Genomic DNA, 19,922 nt, shown 5'->3' with positions numbered 1-19,922 from the left:
GGGGGTAGTGTGCATTTCAAGAAGCCGGGCGAAACCATCGAGACAACCTGAATAGGAATAATTATCAACAACTTACACATGATAATGTGCCCCTTTCGAGCTCGTAGGCTGAGTCTAGGCCAGCCCAGCGCGCCACTGGCGGCCCATCAGCCAGTCGTCGACCGAGGCTTGGCACCGCCCCGTCTGCCCAACCTTCCCGAAAGGTGAAAAAACACTCGCTAAATCAGCTCGTTAAGCCAGGTGCGAGGCATTGGCGGCCTGTATGAGGCCGAGAGAAAATCGTCAATTAATCGACGAGCGGCATGCACTTACAGCGCCTAATAAACATGAAGTCAACATATCGTCAAAAATCTGCTCCGAATCAGCCAACGGAATGTCCCATGGGCCTATCCCGATCAGCGAAAGTCCTGGCCAACGCTGCCGGAACTTAACCAGCTATTTAAATTTTCGATACCCTCGGCCGGTGGTTTCCCCGCCCAGCGGTTCAGGATCAGCACGTTGCTGAGAAAGTCGTATTGGGTTTTAAGCAAGTCACGCCGAGCGCGGAACTCATTGCGTACGCTGGCCAGGACATCGACGGAATTGACCATCCCGTAACTCAGCGCTTTCTCGGCGGCTACCCTGGATAACTGTGCCGATTCCAGGGCCAGCCGGTTCGCACCGATTTTTTCGCCATTGGAATTGGCGGTCAGGTAGGCGTTGGTGATCTCCTTGACCACCCGGCGCCGGGTTGCTTCGAACTGCTGCTCGGCGACCACTTGATCCTGGTAGAGCCCACGGACCCGCGCCGAGGTCGAGCCGCCGCTGTACAGCGGTACCTGGATACCTATCCCGGCGACATAACTGTCGGTGCGGGGGGCCTGGGAGTTGTTGTAGCCCTCATTGGTCTGTTGCGTGCTCAGGTTCAGGCTCAGGGTCGGATAGTGCCCGCCCTTGCCGCTGCGCAACGCTGCGCCCGCCGCTTCGACGCCGCTCTCGTTGGCCTTGAGCGCCGGGTTGAGTGCCATGCCATCGCGGACCCAGGTCTCCAGGCTGTGTGCCGAGACTTGCAACTGAAGGTCTTCACGAATCCGGTTGAGTCGCTCTTTGACGGGCCGGCCGACGATCTCCGCCAGCGCCTCGCGACTGAGGCTGACCTGGTTGCGAGCGTCCAGTTCCTGGGCCGTGAGCAGATCCACCCGGGCCTTGAGATCGAGTTGATCGGTGATCAATGCCAGCTGTTTTTCGTACAACGCATTGATTCGGTCCAGGCTCCTTTGGGTGGTTCGACGCTCTGCCCGCACCAATTGCAATTCATCCTCGGCCGCCAGCGCGGTGAAGTAACGCTGGGCCAGTTCCACCGAGGCTTCGGCCTGGGTTTCCAGGGCCTGGGATTCGGACTGCCGGGCCAGGCTCTTGAACTTCTGATAGTTCTCCCACGCAGCTTTGTTGTAGAGGTACTGACGCAGCACCAGGCCGTAGCTTTCGCTATCGAAACTGCGCTGCACCAGATCGCTTTCCTGGTGAATCCGGTTCGACCCGGCGTTGAACGACAACTGCGGCAAGAGCGCGCCCATGGCCTCGCGCTGATGCTCCTGACCCGCCTGCGCTTGCGCATAGGACGCCAGTATCTGCGGATCCTCCAGCCGTGCCTCGCGATACAACTGCATGAGGTCGGTGGAGAACGTCGAGGCGTTGATTCCGGTGGGCGCTACAGCCTCGGTCTGCGCCAGGGCGGCACCTGCTGCGAGCATCAAGACACAGCCTAGCCAAGCTGTCGACGCGACCATGGTCATTCCTCGATCATTGATTGAGAAAGTGCATTGCGAGCGGGCTGCATCAAATACTGCAGTAGCGTGCGTTGCCCGGTGATAATCAAAACGTCCGCCGGCATGCCCGGCAACAATTTGCGCTCACCCAATGTGCGTGCCCCCTTCTCGGTCACCCGTACTCGCGCCAGGTAATAGGCCGTCCCGGTCTTTTCGTTAGTCATTCGATCTGCGGACACGCTGCTGACCTGTCCTTCGATCACCGGCGTAGTGTCGCTATTGAATGCGCCGAAACGGATATCGGCACGCTTGCCGATGGCGATGCGATCGATGTCCACCGGTGCCACCTGCGCCTCGATGATCAGATCGGACACCGAGGGCACGATATCGAGCAGTGGCGTCGCCGGACGCACGATCCCGCCAATGGTGTGCACCGTCATGTCGATCACCATGCCCGCCTCGGGCGCCCGGATGACGATACGAGCGAGCCGGTCTTCCAGCGCCGAGGTTTTCTCGTGCAGGTCGTAGATCCGGGTCTGGACCTCGGCCAATTGCTTGACGACGTCAGCATTGAAATCCTTGTCGACTTGCAGGATCTGCAGCTGCGTTTCGTTGATCTGCAGGCGTGTCCGGTCAATGGCGGAGCGGTGATCGGCAACCTCTGAACGCAGCAGCCCCAACTTGCGCTCCTGTTCAAGCAGGCGCTGCTTGTCAACGAACCCCTGCTTGAGAAGGTCGGTCAACTCAGCGATTTCGCCGCTGTAGGATCTCTCCAGATGAACCTTGGAACCCACCATCGATTCCAGTCCCTTGATCTGCTGGCGGAACTGGCCAACACGCTCGCGCAGCACCGCGATCTGACCCAGTCGTGAACCTTGTCGAGCGCTGAATACCCGGGTCTCGCCCTGGCGCGCCTCCACGCCCCGCACACTGTCGGGCTCGGCAATGTCTCCAAAAACGATCGCTGGCAAACTGTCGCGTTCGGCAACAAGCCTCGCCTCCATGGCCCTGGCCGCAATCAGTTGGCCTCGAGCCATCTCGTATTCAGAGCGAAGTTGGGCGTCATCCAGAATGATCAGCGGATCATCACGCTTGACGATGTCGCCATCGTGGGCAAGCAGCGCTTTGACAATGCCGCCTTCAAGGTGCTGGACGGTTTTTCGATAAGCCTGCACGGTAACCACGCCTGGCGCATACGCGGCACCGTCGAGGGGGGCGACGGCCGCCCAGGTGCCGAACACACCGAAGATCACCGCGATGATGACAACGCCCAGGCGACGAATCTTGTGATCGGATGTAGGCAGGTCGGCGAAGCTCTCAATGTGACGACTGGGCACCATGGGGTTCATCGGAATCACCCTTGCCGGTATCGACCGAAGCCGTGCCGGTGCTTGCGGGCACGGCTGGCATCTGTGCCTGCTGTCGCTGCGCGTTAAGTTCGGCCAGGACATGCTCGCGTGGCCCGTAGAGACTGATAACCCCAGCGTTCATCACCATGAGCCGGTCAAGCTGCGACACGATGTTGGTCCGATGGGTAATGACAAACAGCGTCGCGCCGGTTTGCCTCAGTTGCTGGATCGCTGCCGCCAGGGCGCGGTCACCGACGTCGTCAAGATTGGAGTTGGGCTCGTCGAGAACGATCAGCCGTGGACTGCCATACAAGGCCCGGGCCAGTCCGATGCGTTGGCGCTGCCCCGCCGAAAGCATGAGGCCCTCGCTGCCAATGACGGTGTCGTAGCCGTCTGGCAACTGCAAAATCATTTCGTGAACGCCAGCGATCCTGGCCGCCTGGATCACCTTTACCGAATCGACTGCGGCGAAGCGAGCGATGTTTTCGCCGATGGTGCCTTCGAACAGTTCAATGTCCTGGGGCAAGTAACCGATATAGGGCCCAAGCTCATGCTTGTCCCAAGTGCTGATGTCGGCGCCATCGAGCCGAACCACCCCGTGCTGCGCGGCCCAGACGCCCAGCAACGCCCTGGCCAGGGTCGACTTTCCCGCCGCACTGGGACCGATGATGCCCACCATGCAGCCGGCAGGTGCGCTGAAGCTGATGTTCTTGAGGATCGGCGTCCTGGACCCGGGGGCCGCGACAATCAGGTTCTCGACCTGGACATGCCCTTGGGGCGCCGGCAAAGACATACGCTCAGGTTGCGCCTGTTGCTTGTCGAGGATGTCATTCAGACGGCTGTATTGAGAACGAGCAGCGATAAACCCCTTCCAACTGCCGATGATCAGGTCGATGGGGGCCAGCGCACGTCCCAGCAACACGGACCCGGCGAACACCAGGCCGGCCCCAACCTGATTGTCCACGGCCAGGTAGGCCCCCAACCCCAGCACCAGCGATTGCACCAGGATGCGGAAGGTGCGCGACAACGTGGTGATGATCGCCCCGCTGTCGCTCGCCGTCGATTGCAGCAACAGCACGTTGCGTTGCCGCCGTCCCCAGCGATCCATCAGGGTTTCAAGCATGCCCATGGACTCGATGACTTCGGCGTTGCGCAGGTTCTTGGTGGTGTAGAGCGTCGCGCCGATGTGCTCCTTGTTGGCCTGGTCCAGCGCCGGCCCTGTCAGTCGTTCGTTGACGAAGGCGAGCGCGAGCAGCAACAGCGCGCTGCCCGTCGCTACCCAGCCAAACCAGGGATGAAACAGGAACATCACCGCGATATAGATCGGCAACCAGGGCGCATCGAAAAACGCGAACAAGCCGTTACCCGAGAGGAACTGCCGCAAGCCGGTCAAGTCATTGAGCGACTGGGCCGAGGCGTCCATGCCGCCACTTTCCAGGGCCCGTCTGAAACTGGCCTTGTAGACCTGGCGACTGAGCATCACATCCAGTCGGGTGCTGACCCGAACCATGACGCGCGAACGGATCCATTCCAGTGAACCGAGGGTCACCAGCAATACGGTCGTGATCAGCGTCAGCATGGTCAGGGTCGTGAGACTTCCGCTGGTGATCACTCGCCCATAGACCTGGAGCATGTAAAACGTGGGGACGAGCATCAGCGCATTGATGAAAAAGCTGAAAAACCCGACAGAAATGAAGCTGTCCCGGCAGGCTTTCAGAGCCTTTTTCAGGCTGTTTTCAGGTGCGCTTCGCATTGAAACCCCCTGCTCGGGTAACCCTCCTCTGGAGCTTAGATCATGCCTGACAACGGCGTGTAGCAATTGGCCAGATTGTTTGTGAGGGCATCCAACACCGCCGACCGATACGATTTCAAATTGGCGAGGCGGCTGGGCCCGGTCGTACAAAACATTGCTCCATAACAGGCCGCCCCCATTGCTGCCCTTCTTGCTCCCGTTCCAACTTGAAACCGAAAGCCTCGTACAGCTTGCGGGCAGCATCGAGCCCCTGGAACGTCCAGAGGCTCGTTGAACTGAAGCCCCACTCGTCACAGAACTTCATCGCTTCAGCCAACAAGCGTCTGCCAGCGCCCTGGCCTCGCGCCGCATCATCCAGGATGAAACAACGCAGCACCGCACTGCCGCCCTCTCCTTCGCCGTCGATGGCAATTGAACCGACCACTCGTTCGCCATCCAGGGCCACCCAGACTTCGTTGCGCGGGTTGTGCAAACGCCCCATCAGTTCCGCCATGTCCGATGCCACCAGGCTTTCGAACGACTGGCCGAAGTTTGAATGCCTGGCGTAATAGTCCGCATGCATTTGCACAATGCGGCCAATGACGCCAGGCCGGTAGCCTCGGGCAATCTCCAACTGCGCCGGCGCAGGTGGCTCTGCACCGAGCCGATGAGCGTGCAATGCGACGGCATAGCTGGCAATCCCCTCACTCACGGTCTGACATTGCTCGCTGGGTAAATAAGACATGGCCGCGACAACCTGTTGGGTGGCGAAAGCATCGATGGCTCGAAGGGTGTCTTGCCCCTGTGCGGTGAGTCGTAGTCGTTTGGCGCGGGCATCTTGCTCATGGGCAATTTCTTCAATCTCACCGGCCTCGACGAGCTTGCGAACCATCCGGCTTACGCTGGACTTTTCCAGGCCAAGCAGCTCGACAAGCTCGCCTGCCGTCAGGGATTGACGATTGCCCAGTTCGACTATGGTGTGCACCGACGACGGCGGATAACCCGTCGCAGCCAGCGTGGTGTGCATGAACCCCAGCTCCCGCACCATGAGGCGCGACGCCGAACGGATTTTTTCAATCAGATCTGGTGGACACTGGTTCACGGGGGACCTCGGACGCAATGAGTTATTAGTTGTGCCGTGCAACTAAATACCCATCAATGCGTTCAGTCAAGCTTTGCGGCCCAAATCCCAGGATAACGTCAAGACCCTTCCAGGCCTGTGGCATTGCCGCTCTGCTCTAGAGGACAGGTTGCTGGCCTATCAGCGATAACGCCAAGGGCTTATAGAGGCTCTGCGGTCTGGATGAGCGAGTTCAACACCAGCTTGATTTCAACAGCCGGGTCTTTATGCCCTTGCAATATCAGGCCTTCCGCCAGGGCGGTGAAGGTCTTGGCAAGCGCGGCGTAGGCCAGCGGCGGCTTCTTGCCAGCGTGATTGAATATGATGGTAATCAACTTGCCCAAGGCCTCGCTATTTTCCTCATGCAAGTCGTAGTAATGCGGCGAGAATTCTTCATCGCGCAAGGCGATCAATTGCAACTCGGCATCGAGGATTGCACAGCGGGTATTGTTCTTCAGCGTGTCGATATAGGCATTCAAGCCGTGACTCAACTGCTCCGCCGAATATCCCGATGCCAGGGTCGTACTCAGTCGGTCGATCTCAACTCGCTTGAAGCGTTGAGTCAATTGCAGGAGCAAGTCCGATTTACTTGAAAAATTTGAGAAAAAGGCGCCTTTGGAAAAGCCCGCCTCTTCGGCGATAACGTTGACGCTGGCGGCATGAAAGCCCTTTCGGATCATCAGCTCAGTGGCTGTGTCGAACAATCTGTCTCTTGTTACTTGCTGGCTCTCTTCTCGACCTAGTCTCTTCTTAATCACGCCCTCGGCTCCTTTGGCCAAATAAGATAGCTATGTGTAACTGGATGCAACGAATCGACTACTCACTGTACGTAACCCGTTTTCGCCATCATATCTTATACGCGCCTTGTTCAATCATTTACATTTTAACTTTCAAAAAGTGCCATGTATGTGCCATGTAGTTGGAACAGCCGGAAAGGCACGCTAGATGGGCTACCCGCCACACTTTTGCTCGGATATGAAGCAATCAAAATCTTCGTTTCGCCCCGTTTGATGAGTCCCTGACATCCCTCGAACCGGATATTTTCCTGTCCGACACCCCACGCTGGATCGTGAAAAAACGCGCATGAAGCCCGGTGCAGAGCCGTCAGCTCGTCAATCCGACGAAATACCACTTGATTTTCAGATACCGAATGGTTTTTACTTGCGCCGTTGGTGGAGCCCAACGCCTGATCAGCGCATCGAGTCAGTGACACCGCTTTCGATGCAATGCCAGGTCACCTCACAGGAGCGGGATTTTAATGGAATATGCCTTCGTTACAGGCGCTACTGGCCTGCTCGGGAATAATGTCGTTCGTGCGCTGTTAAAGCGGAACATCAAAGTAAAAGCGCTGGTTCGTTCCGTAGAGAAAGCCAGGAAACAGTTCGGCAGCCTGCCTGTGGAGTTTGTCGAAGGCGACATGCTTAATGTCGAGGCCTTCGCCCACGCCCTGCAAGGCTGTGATGCCCTGTTTCATACGGCGGCCTATTTCCGCGACAGTTACAAAGGCGGGAAACATTGGCAAAAACTGTATGACACCAATGTGACCGGCACCGAGCGCTTGTTGCAAGCCGCTTATGACGCCGGTATCCGTCGTGCAGTCCACACCTCTTCCATTGCCGTATTGAAGGGCAATCGGGATCAAGTGATCGATGAAACCATGTCTCGCAGTGAACTGGAGGCTGACGATTACTACTTGAGCAAAATATTGTCCGAACAGAAGGTCCAGCAATTCCTGACCCAGCACCCGGACATGTTTATCGCCATGGTCCTGCCAGGGTGGATGTTCGGCCCCGGCGATATCGGCCCTACTTCCTCAGGACAGTTTCTGCTCGACTTTGTCGGACAAAAATTGCCCGGTGTACTGCCCGGCAGCTTTTCCGTTGTCGATGCCCGGGATGTGGCCGAGCATCAAATCGCGGCCATCACCCGCGGCAGGTCAGGAGAACGCTACCTGGCCGCCGGCAATCACATGGACATGAAGAGCATTTTCCAGGCGCTGTCCAGCGTCAGTGGCGTGAAAGCCCCAGAGCGAAAAGTGCCCCTGTTCATGCTGAGAATCATCGCGCTTATTTATGAAGGTTATTACCGGATCACAAAAAAACCGGTGCTCATCAGTACCTCCACGGTCAAGCTCATGGAGCAAGAACAAGGCCGTACTCATTTCAGCCATAACAAAAGTTCAAGGGAGTTGGAGTGCAAGTTCCGCCCTGTTGCTGAGACCCTGACCGATACCCTGGACTGGTATCGGAATAACAACTACACAGATGCTTAATTGAAACAATTCATATATAGCCTGCCTCTGTAGTACTTTTTTTGACTAGCCATACATCCAAGGATTGAGAGAGGTTGGTAAATGAAAAGCCTTTCATATAAAGAAGGTTTTCTGCATCGCTTTGTCGGTTTTTCGGAATCGTTCCCCGAACAAGTTGCTATTCGGCATCTGGACACGGAAGAAGATACCGTTACTTATCGCGAGTTGCGTATCAAGGCTGAACAATGCAATGGCGCTCTTACAGCGCTCGGTGTATTGCCTGGCGACAAAGTAGCGCTGGTGCTGCCCAATGGTGTGGCGTTTATCGCTTACTACTTGGCGATCATCGGGCGCGGTGCCATTCCGGTCATCCTCAACTACAAGTTGACCCCCTTCGAAATGGCCAGTGTCGTCAGCCTCGCCAGGCCGACGCTCGTGGTCACGACCGAAACGCTATGGGTGCAACACAGTGAGGTTTTCCAGGCTGGCAACGGTGTCAGCCACTCCCTGGTGCTGGACGGTGGGAGCGAACCGTCATCGCCCCTGCCCGCCAACGCAACGGCCATCTCTCAACTGCCTTGCCAGATCGAACCCTTGTTGTTGCCCGAGGGCAATCCGATCGTCTCGGTACAATTCACCTATCGTGGCATCGGCAGGCCCCTGGCTGTTTCTCACCGTTATCTCGACCTGACGCAATCGAGCGACGGGCTGCATGAGCACTTTCATCTACAGGGCGTCGGATCCGTTCATCTGGTGACGCTGCCGCTGTATGCCATCTTCGGCCTGTCCGTGATGATGGTGTTTCCCTTGAGCATTGGCGCCACCCTGCTGATGACCAACACCCTGCTCAATCGAGACCTCGCTGAAGTGCTGTCCGAACATCAGGTCACCTTTGCCTGCCTGGTGCCCGACGTCATTCGCTATTTCAATACGCGCCTGGCCAAGCGCAAAGGCGCGCTCCTGCCGTTGCACCCGCAGTTGATGATTTACTCGGGCGGCAGCCACCTGCCGGCCGACGAAGCCGAGAAACTGGGAAGGCTGCTGGGATGCAATCCGGTGCTGCAGGGCTATGGCTTGACCGAAAGCATGCCCGTGATCGTCCAGAGCTCGATTGGTCCGGTCCACCGTGGCGCCATGGGCCAGCCGATCAGCGGTGTGCAGCTGCGCATCGTCGATGCCCAGGGCCAGGACGTCGCGCCTGGGCGTATCGGCGAATTGCTGATACGCGGTTCGATGGTGATCGACGGCTATAACGATGCCGAGGACACCAACGCGCGGTTCTTCCGCGATGGCTGGTTCCACAGCGGTGACCTGGTCTGGCAGGACGACGATGGGCATGTGTTTTTCTATTGCCAACGCCTGCGAATCTCGAAGATCAAGGCGCAGATGGTCGACCTGGTGGAAATCGAATCCGTCGCCCTCAAGCACCCCGACGTGGTGCGCGCCAAAGCCTATATCGTCCCGGACCACAAGGAAGTCAACGTGCTGCACCTGTGCGTCGAAGGAACCGGCGAGCTGACCCAGAACGCGCTGTCCACCCTGCTTTCGCGCTACCTATCGGGCTTCAAGCTGCCCAAGACCATCGAGATTACTTCTCTCAAGGAAGAGGCACATGCACGCTAACAGCACACAACCGGTCCTGGCCGTTTTCGACTTCGACGGCACGTTGACCGACCGGCACACGTTCTGGCGCTACATGCGCTTTATCGTGGGCACCCGTTCGTTCTGGCTGCGGATCATTCCCCTGCTACCCAAGATGCTCAGCGTGATCGTCGGCATCACCCCGCTGATGCAAGCGCGCCTGGCGTTCATTGCCTGTTACCTGGGCGGCCTGTCGGTGGAGCAAGAGCGCGAGCATGCCAAGTATTTCATCAGCGAGCTGCTGCCGCTCTGGCTCAGGCCCGAGGCGTTGCGGCGACTGCAATGGCATCAGTCCATGGGGCACGTCACCGCGCTGGTGAGCAATTCGCCGGAAAACTACCTGATCCCCTGGGGCCAGGCCGCCGGTTTTGACTATGTGTGCGGCACCCGCCTGGCAACGGCAAAGAACAAGCTGACCGGCGGGATATCCGGTACCAACTGTGTAGAGCGAGAGAAAGTCACGCGGCTCAAAGGCTGCTTGAGCAACCTTGATGATTTTTACATTTATGCCTACGGCGATTCATCAGGCGACGATGCCCTGCTCGGCATTGCCAACTCTCCCTTCTACAGAAACTGGTACTGATCGATGAACACTCTGAGCACGTTGGCCCCCAAGCATTTCCAGCGACCTGGCAGCGCCCCGACCGTGATGATCGTAGGTGCCGGTCCTGTTGGCCTGTCCCTGGCAATCCTGTTGAAGAAATGGGGCGTGTCGTTCCGCATCATTGAAAGGAACGCCGGCCCCTCGACGGCGACCAAGGCGATGGCTATCCATTCCCGGACCCTGGAAATCTTTCGGGACCTGGGCGTTGCCGAGCAAGCCATCAGCGACGGCTTCACGATCAACCAGTTTTCGGTGCAGTCGAATGCCAAGCGGGTACTGAACTACAACTTCTCCTACCTGGACGCGCCCTATCCCCTGCTCCTGAGCCTGCCACAGCCGCAAACGGAGAAGATTCTCCTGGAGCGGCTCAGGGAGCTGGGTGCCGAGGTGGAGTGGAATACCGAACTGATGGACATCGAAAACCTGCCGGGCTCGGTGCGCATGACGCTCAAGCATGCCGACGGCAGCGACGAACACTTCACCAGTCGTTGGGTGGCCGCGTGCGACGGTGCTCGCAGCAACATCAGAAAACGCCTGGACATGACCTTCGAAGGCTCGTCCTACGACCGCTTCTTCATGCTCGCCGATGCCGATATCGAGTGGTCCGGAAGCAAGGACGAGGGCGCATTTTTCCTGGGTGCGCAGGACGGTTATGTGGCCGTTGCACCAATCAGCGCCCAATCGCGTTATCGGCTGTTCATCGAAATGCCCTACAACCTGCCGCCAGAAGGCGAGCGCCCGTCCTTGAGCCTGGAGAACTTCCAGCGCTTGTGCGAAGGGCGCGGGCAAAAGATGACGCTGTCCAACATTTCATCGACCACCATCGCCTCTTTCCAGCATCGCCGCGTGCAATCGATGCAACAAGGCTCCGTGTTTCTGCTGGGGGACTCGGCGCATATCGGCAGCCCCATCGGTGGGCAGTGGATGAACCTGGGGGTTTCCGAGGCCTATAACCTGGCCTGGAAAATGGCCTATGTCGATCAGGGCCTGGCGAATCCATCCTTGCTCGACAGCTACAACGAAGAGCGCTACCCGGTTGCCCTGGAAGTCGAGAACACCGCACACCGGCTGACGGGGCTGATTACGGTCCGGCGTCGCGCCCTGGTCTGGCTGCGCGACAATGTCCTGCCGCTGTTGAGCAACCGCAAAAAGGTCCAGCGCAAACTGCCGTCGATGATTTCCGGCCATCAATATCACTATGAGAAAAGTGACTACATTCAAGAATCGCTGACGAAGAAGCAGCGCAAGAACTGGAACAAGAAAGGGAAAAAACCCGAGTTCCAGAGCGCAGCGCCTCGCGCCGGGCAACTGGCGCCCGATGTCGAGTTGTGGCAACTGCAAGGGATGCCAGCAAAACGCTTGATCGACTTGTTCCACGGGACATTCACGCTATTGATTTTCAGCGCGGCCGATCAGTTTTCGCCGTTGCTGCCAGGCTACTACACGCTGGCCAAGTCGGTGGAAAAGGACTTCCCAGGTATCAAGGCCTACTGCGTGATCGACGCCCTGAGCAGCGCCGGCCTGCCGGCTTGGCACTCGACCTTGCTGGACCCCGATTGGCGGCTGCACAAACGCTACCACGCCAAAGAAGGCACGATGATGCTGATTCGTCCTGACGGCTATATCGCTTTCCTCGGCGCCGATGCAATAACGCTGATGACGTATCTGAATGTAAGGTCCGGGTTACTCAAGGGTGCCAAAAAAACAATATCTTGCGAGACCGACGCAGTGGAACTCCAACTTTAAGTCGCTCCATGGCTACTGCCAGTTTGATGAACTGATATAAACAAGGCCCTGCCCTGGGCCATGATTTTTGATCTTTCTTACTTATAGAAATATCGACCGACTTGGTTAGGAGAATCTTATGCGCTTGCAACTTAACGATGTTGTGCAGGAATTCATCGTGTCCAATGGGAGAATAGCCCATAGCTATTTCTCTCTTTCCGAAAAGATCATTGATTCACTGTGCGAATCCAATATCGCCAAAGAATCAATATTGCTGCGACTCTTGGAACAGGCTGAAACGGTCACTGCGCATTACTTCAATGCTCATCAACAAGTCCTTGAAGGCGTTTATGCCAATGGGACCGAAGCGGCGGTCAACAAGAGTGTTCCCGTACTCGAACCGGTTCATTCAAACCCGACCATACTGGCGCCGACGCCTGTCGTCGAAGCCGCCGCAGCCGTCGAAGAGACAAATGCACTCAGCTACGGGCAATGGTTGCGTACCGAAATCAGCACGGTCACCGGCTTCCAGGCGCAACAGATCGACTTTGATCAGAGCTTCGAGAGCCTGGGGATCGACTCCCTGGGGCTGGTCGATATTTTCGAATCCCTGGCCCAGCACTTCCCGGAAAAGAAAGACCTGACCTCGCAACTCTTCGATGCCCCTACCCCAACGGCCTTGCTGGCGCGGCTTGAAGCCGATCCGCAGGCGCCAGCGGTGGATGTCCAAGCGTGGGTACTCGAGCAATTGGCGACCATCACCGGCTTTACGGTCGAGCAGCTCGACCCGACACAAAGCTATGAAAGCCTGGGCCTGGATTCGCTGGTGCAGCTGGACTTCCTGGAGTCGGTAGTCGCCATGTGGCCACAGCTCAAGGCCCACAGCTCCGAACTGGCCAACGCCAAGTTCCCGCAGGCAACCATCGCCCTGATTCAAGCCGCCCTGGCCGATCCCCAGCCGCAGGCGGCGCCTGGCGACGAGCCTTCAGCGGCCACGACGGGCACTCAAGGGCAGGGAGAAAACCTGCTGCTCAACGCCCTCTCTCCGTTGATCCCGGACACCGCGCAGTCGATCGACATCCAGACGCCGTTCGCACAACTGGGCCTCAACGGCTTTGCCCGAGAGGCGCTCTGCCAATCCATGGCGCAACAGTGCTCTGCCAGCGAGTTCGCCGGTGAAGCGCTGATGTCCCGTCGCACGCCTGAGGATGCCTTGTCGCTGCTGGCCAGGCTGAGCTGAGCCCGGCAGCAACAGGAATGGAATCCGGGTGATCGAACAGGTCACCCAGCATTTTGGCGATCAGGGAGACAGGTATGAGTGGCGCAGTCACAACAAAGGGCGATTTTTGCTTCAGCGCAATGGCGGGCGAGTTTCCAGGGGCGCCGTCCACGGATGCGCTGTGGCAGTTGCTCTCGCAAGGGCAGATCGCACCGATCGAATCAATGCCGACACGCTGGGAATTGGACAAGGCGTCGATCTATTCAACCAAGGCCGGCGAGAGGGATCGCACGTACCTGGACAGCGCTTTTTGCCTGGCCGATGACGTCTCGACCCCGTCACGGCACGAAGGACGACAGGTCGCCATCGGCAAGAAAGTGCTCCGGACATTGCTCACCCAACTCGCCGGACAAGGCTCGGCGCTGAACAGGGAGCGCACCGCGCTGGTGGTCGCGACCTCCTGGAGTGACGAGAGCTATTTCGTCACCGGCGTGTCCGGAAAAACCGACACACCGGCGGGCTTCACACCGGGTGAACAAGTTGCAGAACTGGCGGCGGCCTTTGCCTTGGGTGGGCCGGCGTTATCGGTAGACACCGCGTGCAGTTCGTTCCCCTACGCCCTGGATATGGCCCAGGCGCTGGTCAACAGTGGCCAGGCCGACAACGCGATTGTCATGGCCCTCAACACCGTGCTGCCACCCGCGCTGTTCCTGGGTTTCTCGCAATTGACGGCTTTTTCCGCCCGCGCGCGGATGGAAGCGTTCGGCCAGGACGCCGACGGCATCGTGCCAGGCGAATGTGCCGTGGCCTTTCTGGTCGAACCGCTCGCCCAGGCCCTGACGGCGCAGCGTCATCCCCTGGGCGTTCTGCGCGCCTTGGGCATGTCCGCCGACGGCGCCGAAGGCTCGGTGTTTGCACCAGGCAAGCAGGCCCAGTACTCGGCCTACCAACGTGCCTATCGCGGCCTTGATCCACGCGATGTGGACTACATCGAGACCCACGGCACCGGGACACCGCTGGGGGACGCAACGGAGCTGGCCTCGCTGAACAGCTTCTTTGCCCCCCATCGCCCGGACGGCAAGAAAATCACCATCGGTTCGATCAAGTCGGTCATCGGCCATCCCCTGGCCGCTGCCGGCGGTGCCTCGCTCGCCAAGGCCTTGATGATACTGCGCCATAAAGGCATTCCCCCCCAGCCCGGTTACCGCCCCAGCACCAAGGTCGACGAGACCTGCCTGCGGCTCGCCACCCAGCAAGTACACCCGCTGGATGAGCGTCAGTCTGCGATCCGCATTGGCATCTCCAGCTTTGGTTTCGGCGGCGCCAACGCGCACCTGGTGGTGGACGAATACATTCCCGCCGACCGCCCTGCCGCGCCCCCGGCGAGCGCCAGCGGCGTGGTGATGCTGGACCTTGCCATTGTCGAGGCTGAAGCGGCGCTGGGCAGCCACCGTTCCTTGCAGTCATTCCAGCAGCAACTCGATCAACCCGCCGCCCCATCCGTCATGTTCCCTTATGGGCGCTTCGTTGATTACACCCCGGCGCCCGGTCAACCGTTGCTGGGCAAATTCCTCGCGCAAGACCACGTCATCGATATCGATGGCTATGGCATGGGCCCCAAGCCATTGGCTCATGTCGATCCGTTCAAGCTGTTGATCACCGATCGCGTCAATCATTTGCTGCGGCGTTTGCCAGGCGTGGCCGGTTCGCCCGGCACAGCGATGGTCATGTGCTGCAACATGGGTGGCGAGCGCTTCAGCAATGCCTATAGCAGCGCCCACAACTTCTACTCCCGGGCACAAGGTGCGGCACCGGGCGTCGAGGTGACGGACGTGGCAACCATGCTGCCGAACATGTTGTCCGGCTACCCGGCGCAGATTTTTGACTTCAAGGGTTTCCACCAGACCCTGGTCGGCACGGCGGGCCTGTTCTGGCAAACCTTGCTGGCCTCGCCGCAATGGTTCAATGACGGTATCACCACGCTGCTGCTCGGCGCAGGGCGTTTTTTCAGCGGTGAAATCGAGGTCGAGCGCGCCCGGTGCAGCACGATCACGCAAGGGGAAGGACTGGGGCTGATCGCGCTGCGTCGCTATCAACCGGAGGCCGCTGACAAACCCTTGTTGGTGATCCGTGCGGCGGTCCTCGCCCACGCTGCCGACTCGCTGGAAGAAGCTTGCCGACAGCTGGGCAAAGCGCCGAGCGACTATGCAGACGTTGAGGTCTGTCAGTTGCAGCCTGCTGCGACGCCTGCCAGCGGATCACTGCAGGAGATGACCGGTTTCCTGGCTGAAGCCAGTGGCATCGAGACCCTGTTGGCGGTGATGTTGAAGGGCGCGACCCATTCCGTGATCGAGGTACGCGACGCCGGCAAGACGGTGATGTGGCTGTTTACCGAAAAGCTTCGCCAATGGAGCCCGACGGCGGCCGAAGCCAGCTCGCCCATCAAGCATCCCTTCATGTTGCGCTTTGCCCATTCGTCATCCCACGAACTGCAGCAGGTCATCACGCCTGCCCGGCCTGTCAGCCTGGTCCGCGAACCGCAGAACGATGGCGTCGACGTACAGCAACTCAGCGACTTGCTCACCAGTACCCTGCTCTCCGGGCTGCGGGTGCGGGTTCGCGCCATGGAAAGCCTGTTCGCCCTGCACCGTGGCGACACAACCCAGCGCCCGACGCACTGGCAGCGCAGCGCGGAACATATCGTGATCGCCAACGCCCAACGCAGCCCACAATCGCTGCACGCCCAGCTCGTGGTGGATGAAGCGCACCCGTACTTCTTCGATCATCCCCTGGATCACGTCCCGGGCATTTTGCTGCTCGAGGGCGTGCTGCAACTGATCGAACTGGCCATGCCGCCTCTGAGCGGACGGGTCGCCTACATCAAGAGCCTGACGATCAAGTTCCAGCAATACGTACAGAAGCAAGGCGTGATCGATCTGCACGTCGAGCAAGGCCAGGATCCCCAAATGTTCAATGCCAAGGTCATGCAAGACGGGAAAGTGATGTGCACCTGCGTCCTCGGGATGGCCTACAGCTCGGCGTTCGAGACATCGCCAGCCGGCGAATTCACCGCCAGGCCCTGCCGTAACAAGGCCCTGTTGCACAAGGCCAGGGAGGAGAATGTCATCGTCAGTGACATGAGCGGCGTCGCCCAGGGCCTTAGCGTGGACACGGTGAAACTGCCGCAGGAACACTTCTTCCAGGCAGGTGATCCCGAGCACTATTCGATGGTGTATTTCCTCGAAGTCGCTCGCCAGTGCTACATGCAGATCGCCCACAGCCATCTGCGGATTCCACTCAATACCCCGATGAATCTGCTGGCCTTGAGCTTCACCCTGGATCGCCCCATCCCCAGGAACAGCCCGCTGTCATTGGCGCCGCAAGCCGGCTTTGATGCGGCGCTCCAGGCATTCAAGACCAACCGCATCTATATCGACCTGTTCAACCGGGGCGAAAAAATCGGTCAAGCGAGCATTACCGCCCAGGTGCTGAGTCAATCCGCGCCGGCGGCCTGAGCATTGAATGGATCTGCCCTCCTGCATGACCGTGCCCCCCACAACCAAGGTGTCGCCGTGAACGATGTCAAAGTGCAAGTCATAGTCAAATCGCCCCCTTCTGAAATCTGGAAGATCTGGAGCAACTTTGCAGAAGCGCCGCTATGGGATACCGACGTTCGCCAGTGTCAACTCGACGGCCCTTTCCAGGCGGGGACACGCGGCAAATGTGTACTCAAGAATGGCTTGAACATGCCACTGAAACTGGAAGCCGTGAGCCTGCACGAAAGCTATCGCAACAGTGCACGGCTGCTGTGGATCGACCTCGAGTTCGATCATCAGATGCGCAGGCTTTCTCCCGATGAAACCCATGTCATCCATAGCGCGAAAATTTCCGGGCCGTTGAGTTTCCTGTATCGCGCACTGCTGCGCAAAGCGTTGACCGCAGCGATGACCACGGCACTGGACAACCTGTGCCGACTGGCTGAACAACGGGCCATCGGTGCCCCAGGACACGAGAAAACCGCGACGCCTTTGCACCTCGTGTGAATGCCTCCCGGAAGCACGCGTGCAGAACGCGCCTTCCCGGACTCGCTTTGCTTACTTATCGATAACAGCCCATTTCGGATCTAGCATGAACCTACAGAAAAACAGCCAATATCTGCTCATGGCCATCGCTGGCCTGGGGGCTATTGCCCCAGCATCGAGTTTCGCCGACAACCTCGGCCCCTATATCAGCGGCATGGGTGGCGTGAACTGGGTCTCTAAACAGGACCTGACCCAGAACAGCAATGATTTCGTCGAGATGGAATACAATCAACCGCTGCACTCGGGCTACGCCACCGGGCTGGCACTGGGCTGGCGGTTCCCGGTCGGGCTACGGCCCGAGGTGGAGCTGAGCTACCGCCGCAACACCCTGGACCAATTCAATAACCGGGTCTACGAGGGCGGAAGCAGCATCGAGGGCAAAGGCGAAGAGGAAGCCAGCAGCCTGATGGCCAACCTCTGGTATGACGTCTCGAACCTGCCGGCCCCCTTCAGCCGCTTCACACCTTATGTAGGCGGTGGCCTGGGCTACGCGGTGCTGACCATCAAGGGCCTGGAAGCGGGTGGCGTCGAGTTCGGCGGCACCCACCGCGACACCGTCTCGGCCTGGCAACTCGGCGCAGGCGTCGCTTACGAGCTGAGCGAGCATTGGTCCATGTCCCTGGATTACCGCTACTTCAAGACCGGCGAAGCGAACTACGGCAACATCCAGGGCCTGGTCCCGGCCGATGTGAAAACCGAATACAACGCCCAGTCCTTGATGCTTGGCCTGCGGTACTGGCTGTAAGCGCTAGACGGATCGGCGCCTTGCCTTGGCCAGGCGTCGATTTATCATCCCGACTAACGCAAAGTACCAGACGCCTGACGCCCGGCAAAACGCGCCGCAGCCACCGCCCTGTTGGGGACGTTCAGCGCACGGATCAACGAAGAGACATGAATGCGCACGGTGAAGGGAGAAATCTCAAGCGCTGCGGCGATTTCCTTGTTGGTCTTGCCTTCGGCAATCAATTGCCAGACCTCTCGCTGCCGGGACGTGAGCTTGTTCATGTCATCGCTGGAGCCAAGCGGCAGCGGGTCCGAAGGCTCGTACCTGACCAGTACTTCGCCACGACGAATAGCGCCGATGGCCTTGCCGACCTGGTCGGGAGAAAGGCTCTTGCCGACAAAACCGTCGACACCGGTCTCCATGACACGCCCAATGACATCGCCGTCATCCAGGGTCGAAACCACAATCATCACGGTGTGCTTGAGCGCCTGGCGCAACTGCGCAAGCTCGCTGACGGAACCCAGGCCGGGAAGACGTATATCAAGAATCAGCGTATCGAGCGCTTGTCCATTCGTTGCGAGCGTCCGTACTTCTTCCAGGCTCCCTGCTTGATCGATCATTGCCTCAGGTACCAGGCGTTCCAGTAACAGCGTCATCCCCTCTCGGAACAGCGGGTGTTCGTCTGCCACGATGATCCGGCACATCTTCTGGCCCGAAACGCGTCGCTCATCGCGCCTCATACTGCATCTTGATGACTTCACTGACTCTCTGCGCAACGCCATTGGCCGGCGGCGTGACGGATCGGATCGACTGCCCACGGTAGGGTCCGTCCGCGGGAAACCAGTTCTGGACAACGACGACGTTTTTCGGCTGGTTGGCGGAAGCCGAGCCCGTGGAGATTTCATTGGTGAACTTGCAGGTATCGAACGTACCGAGGGCCGTCTTGATCGTTTCACGACCGTTGTAAGTCAGCTTCTCGACGACATCGAACTCGATGGTTGCCCCGGCGCTCACGGCTTTGTTTTTGTAGCTGACGGTGACGGTCTGCCCAGGTTGCAGATCAATCGGTGTGGAAGCGGGAGGCTGGTAGACGGTGGTCACCAACGATGCTCCGGCGCCATGGCGATCGCCGTAACGAATCAGTCGACCGTCCTTGATCTCGGCGAAGGTTGTCGTCAGAAAGAACGGCGCATTATTCAAGAACGAGGTGTGCGCCGAAGCCACCGGATTGGCGTCGGCAAATGCCTCGCGCCCCAACGTCTCGGTTTTGCCGCGACTGATGGCCGACGACAGGTTGTCGCGGCTTTCGTACTCCACCACTGTCCCGGCCTGAAAGTCCGCTTCGTTGGTGCAAGCGGCTGAAGACGTTGCACTGGCGGTCGAGGCCGACGCATCGGCGATAAAACAACCCCAGCCACTGACGGCAAGGGTCGAGGCGGTGAACGCCGTTGCCAGGCGTTTGCGCCAAGTCGGATTGACGTTGGACTTTCTGGCAGGTGTACTTTTCAAAAAACAGATCCTTGTCCCGATGTGCTCGTTGCGATCGATCGAAAAACCGATAACGCTCATAGGTTAGGGACGAGCGCCGAGCGGCGCTATAGCGCAAGTGTGCTATAGGCTTTGCCCTCATCCTGGATGGGGGGATGATCGAGACTACCGATACGCGCCAGACCATGACATCATAAAGCCACCACCTTGATCGAGCCTGGACGCGCTTCATTCTTCAG

Annotated in this window: 15 protein-coding genes; 8 read left to right on the top strand and 7 right to left on the bottom strand. The window is 58.8% G+C overall.

Translation table 11 applies throughout. From position 1 onward, the window contains the following. Positions 1–395: 395 nt before the first annotated feature. The 5 genes from ASC85_RS02260 to ASC85_RS02240 form a co-directional block, all read right to left on the bottom strand. Positions 396–1,769 (bottom strand): TolC family outer membrane protein, encoded by a 1,374-nt coding sequence (locus tag ASC85_RS02260; RefSeq protein WP_057448234.1) that lies wholly within the window; start codon positions 1,767–1,769, stop codon positions 396–398. A 2-nt stretch (positions 1,770–1,771) separates the two neighbouring features. Continuing rightward, the gene (locus ASC85_RS02255) at positions 1,772–3,097 is read right to left on the bottom strand and encodes an HlyD family type I secretion periplasmic adaptor subunit (RefSeq protein WP_177343149.1); all 1,326 of its coding nucleotides are present in this window, start codon (positions 3,095–3,097) and stop codon (positions 1,772–1,774) included. Next, a complete protein-coding gene (locus tag ASC85_RS02250; RefSeq protein ID WP_057448069.1) occupies positions 3,066–4,850 on the bottom strand; it encodes a type I secretion system permease/ATPase in 1,785 nt (594 codons plus the stop codon). The genes ASC85_RS02255 and ASC85_RS02250 overlap by 32 nt, the downstream gene beginning before the upstream one ends. A gap of 115 nt (positions 4,851–4,965) precedes the next feature. Beyond that, positions 4,966–5,877, bottom strand: a complete 912-nt coding sequence (locus ASC85_RS02245) for a bifunctional helix-turn-helix transcriptional regulator/GNAT family N-acetyltransferase (RefSeq protein ID WP_057448068.1) — start codon at positions 5,875–5,877, stop codon at positions 4,966–4,968. Positions 5,878–6,110: 233 nt separating this feature from the next. Further along, positions 6,111–6,707, bottom strand: a complete 597-nt coding sequence (locus ASC85_RS02240; protein WP_003201023.1) for a TetR/AcrR family transcriptional regulator — start codon at positions 6,705–6,707, stop codon at positions 6,111–6,113. A 500-nt stretch (positions 6,708–7,207) separates the two neighbouring features. Here ASC85_RS02240 and ASC85_RS02235 point away from each other — a divergent pair, with 500 nt between their 5' ends. From ASC85_RS02235 to ASC85_RS02200, 8 genes are all read left to right on the top strand, one after another. Beyond that, a complete protein-coding gene (locus ASC85_RS02235; RefSeq protein WP_057448067.1) occupies positions 7,208–8,221 on the top strand; it encodes an SDR family oxidoreductase in 1,014 nt (337 codons plus the stop codon). A gap of 81 nt (positions 8,222–8,302) precedes the next feature. Further along, entirely contained in the window at positions 8,303–9,823 is a 1,521-nt protein-coding gene (locus ASC85_RS02230; RefSeq protein ID WP_057448066.1) for a class I adenylate-forming enzyme family protein, read from the top strand. Then, on the top strand, positions 9,813–10,424 hold the full coding sequence (locus ASC85_RS02225; RefSeq protein ID WP_003201018.1) for an HAD-IB family hydrolase: 612 nt from the start codon (positions 9,813–9,815) through the stop codon (positions 10,422–10,424). Before ASC85_RS02230 ends, ASC85_RS02225 begins: the two co-directional genes overlap by 11 nt. A 3-nt stretch (positions 10,425–10,427) precedes the next feature. Next, a complete protein-coding gene (locus tag ASC85_RS02220) occupies positions 10,428–12,191 on the top strand; it encodes an FAD-dependent monooxygenase (RefSeq protein WP_057448065.1) in 1,764 nt (587 codons plus the stop codon). A 118-nt stretch (positions 12,192–12,309) separates the two neighbouring features. After that, a complete protein-coding gene (locus ASC85_RS02215) occupies positions 12,310–13,410 on the top strand; it encodes an acyl carrier protein (protein WP_057448064.1) in 1,101 nt (366 codons plus the stop codon). Positions 13,411–13,484: 74 nt separating this feature from the next. Beyond that, positions 13,485–16,904: a polyketide synthase family protein gene (locus tag ASC85_RS02210; protein WP_057448063.1), complete on the top strand. Its 3,420-nt coding sequence runs from the start codon at positions 13,485–13,487 to the stop codon at positions 16,902–16,904. Positions 16,905–16,961: 57 nt separating this feature from the next. Then, on the top strand, positions 16,962–17,432 hold the full coding sequence (locus ASC85_RS33695) for an SRPBCC family protein (protein ID WP_057448062.1): 471 nt from the start codon (positions 16,962–16,964) through the stop codon (positions 17,430–17,432). Positions 17,433–17,517: 85 nt separating this feature from the next. Further along, on the top strand, positions 17,518–18,216 hold the full coding sequence (locus tag ASC85_RS02200; protein ID WP_057448061.1) for an outer membrane protein: 699 nt from the start codon (positions 17,518–17,520) through the stop codon (positions 18,214–18,216). Positions 18,217–18,269: 53 nt separating this feature from the next. Here ASC85_RS02200 and ASC85_RS02195 read toward each other — a convergent pair whose 3' ends face one another. Continuing rightward, positions 18,270–18,935, bottom strand: a complete 666-nt coding sequence (locus ASC85_RS02195; RefSeq protein WP_082534294.1) for a LuxR C-terminal-related transcriptional regulator — start codon at positions 18,933–18,935, stop codon at positions 18,270–18,272. Continuing rightward, positions 18,922–19,764 (bottom strand): hypothetical protein, encoded by an 843-nt coding sequence (locus tag ASC85_RS02190; protein ID WP_057448060.1) that lies wholly within the window; start codon positions 19,762–19,764, stop codon positions 18,922–18,924. Before ASC85_RS02190 ends, ASC85_RS02195 begins: the two co-directional genes overlap by 14 nt. Between the last annotated feature and the right edge of the window lie 158 nt (positions 19,765–19,922).

Origin of the sequence: Pseudomonas sp. Root401 (assembly GCF_001425105.1) — a bacterium.
Lineage (GTDB): Bacteria > Pseudomonadota > Gammaproteobacteria > Pseudomonadales > Pseudomonadaceae > Aquipseudomonas > Aquipseudomonas brassicacearum.
This window is presented reverse-complemented; position numbering and strand designations above follow the sequence as displayed.

Coding starts and splice junctions, on each gene's coding strand:
- ASC85_RS02220 (WP_057448065.1), top strand. CDS start 10,428: ATGAACACTCTGAGCACGTTGGCCCCCAAGCATTTCCAGCGACCTGGC.
- ASC85_RS02210 (WP_057448063.1), top strand. CDS start 13,485: ATGAGTGGCGCAGTCACAACAAAGGGCGATTTTTGCTTCAGCGCAATG.
- ASC85_RS02230 (WP_057448066.1), top strand. CDS start 8,303: ATGAAAAGCCTTTCATATAAAGAAGGTTTTCTGCATCGCTTTGTCGGT.
- ASC85_RS02195 (WP_082534294.1), bottom strand. CDS start 18,935: ATGAGGCGCGATGAGCGACGCGTTTCGGGCCAGAAGATGTGCCGGATC.
- ASC85_RS02215 (WP_057448064.1), top strand. CDS start 12,310: ATGCGCTTGCAACTTAACGATGTTGTGCAGGAATTCATCGTGTCCAAT.
- ASC85_RS02200 (WP_057448061.1), top strand. CDS start 17,518: ATGAACCTACAGAAAAACAGCCAATATCTGCTCATGGCCATCGCTGGC.
- ASC85_RS02235 (WP_057448067.1), top strand. CDS start 7,208: ATGGAATATGCCTTCGTTACAGGCGCTACTGGCCTGCTCGGGAATAAT.
- ASC85_RS02190 (WP_057448060.1), bottom strand. CDS start 19,764: ATGAGCGTTATCGGTTTTTCGATCGATCGCAACGAGCACATCGGGACA.
- ASC85_RS02255 (WP_177343149.1), bottom strand. CDS start 3,097: ATGAACCCCATGGTGCCCAGTCGTCACATTGAGAGCTTCGCCGACCTG.
- ASC85_RS02260 (WP_057448234.1), bottom strand. CDS start 1,769: ATGGTCGCGTCGACAGCTTGGCTAGGCTGTGTCTTGATGCTCGCAGCA.
- ASC85_RS02250 (WP_057448069.1), bottom strand. CDS start 4,850: ATGCGAAGCGCACCTGAAAACAGCCTGAAAAAGGCTCTGAAAGCCTGC.
- ASC85_RS02245 (WP_057448068.1), bottom strand. CDS start 5,877: ATGGTGCGGGAGCTGGGGTTCATGCACACCACGCTGGCTGCGACGGGT.
- ASC85_RS02225 (WP_003201018.1), top strand. CDS start 9,813: ATGCACGCTAACAGCACACAACCGGTCCTGGCCGTTTTCGACTTCGAC.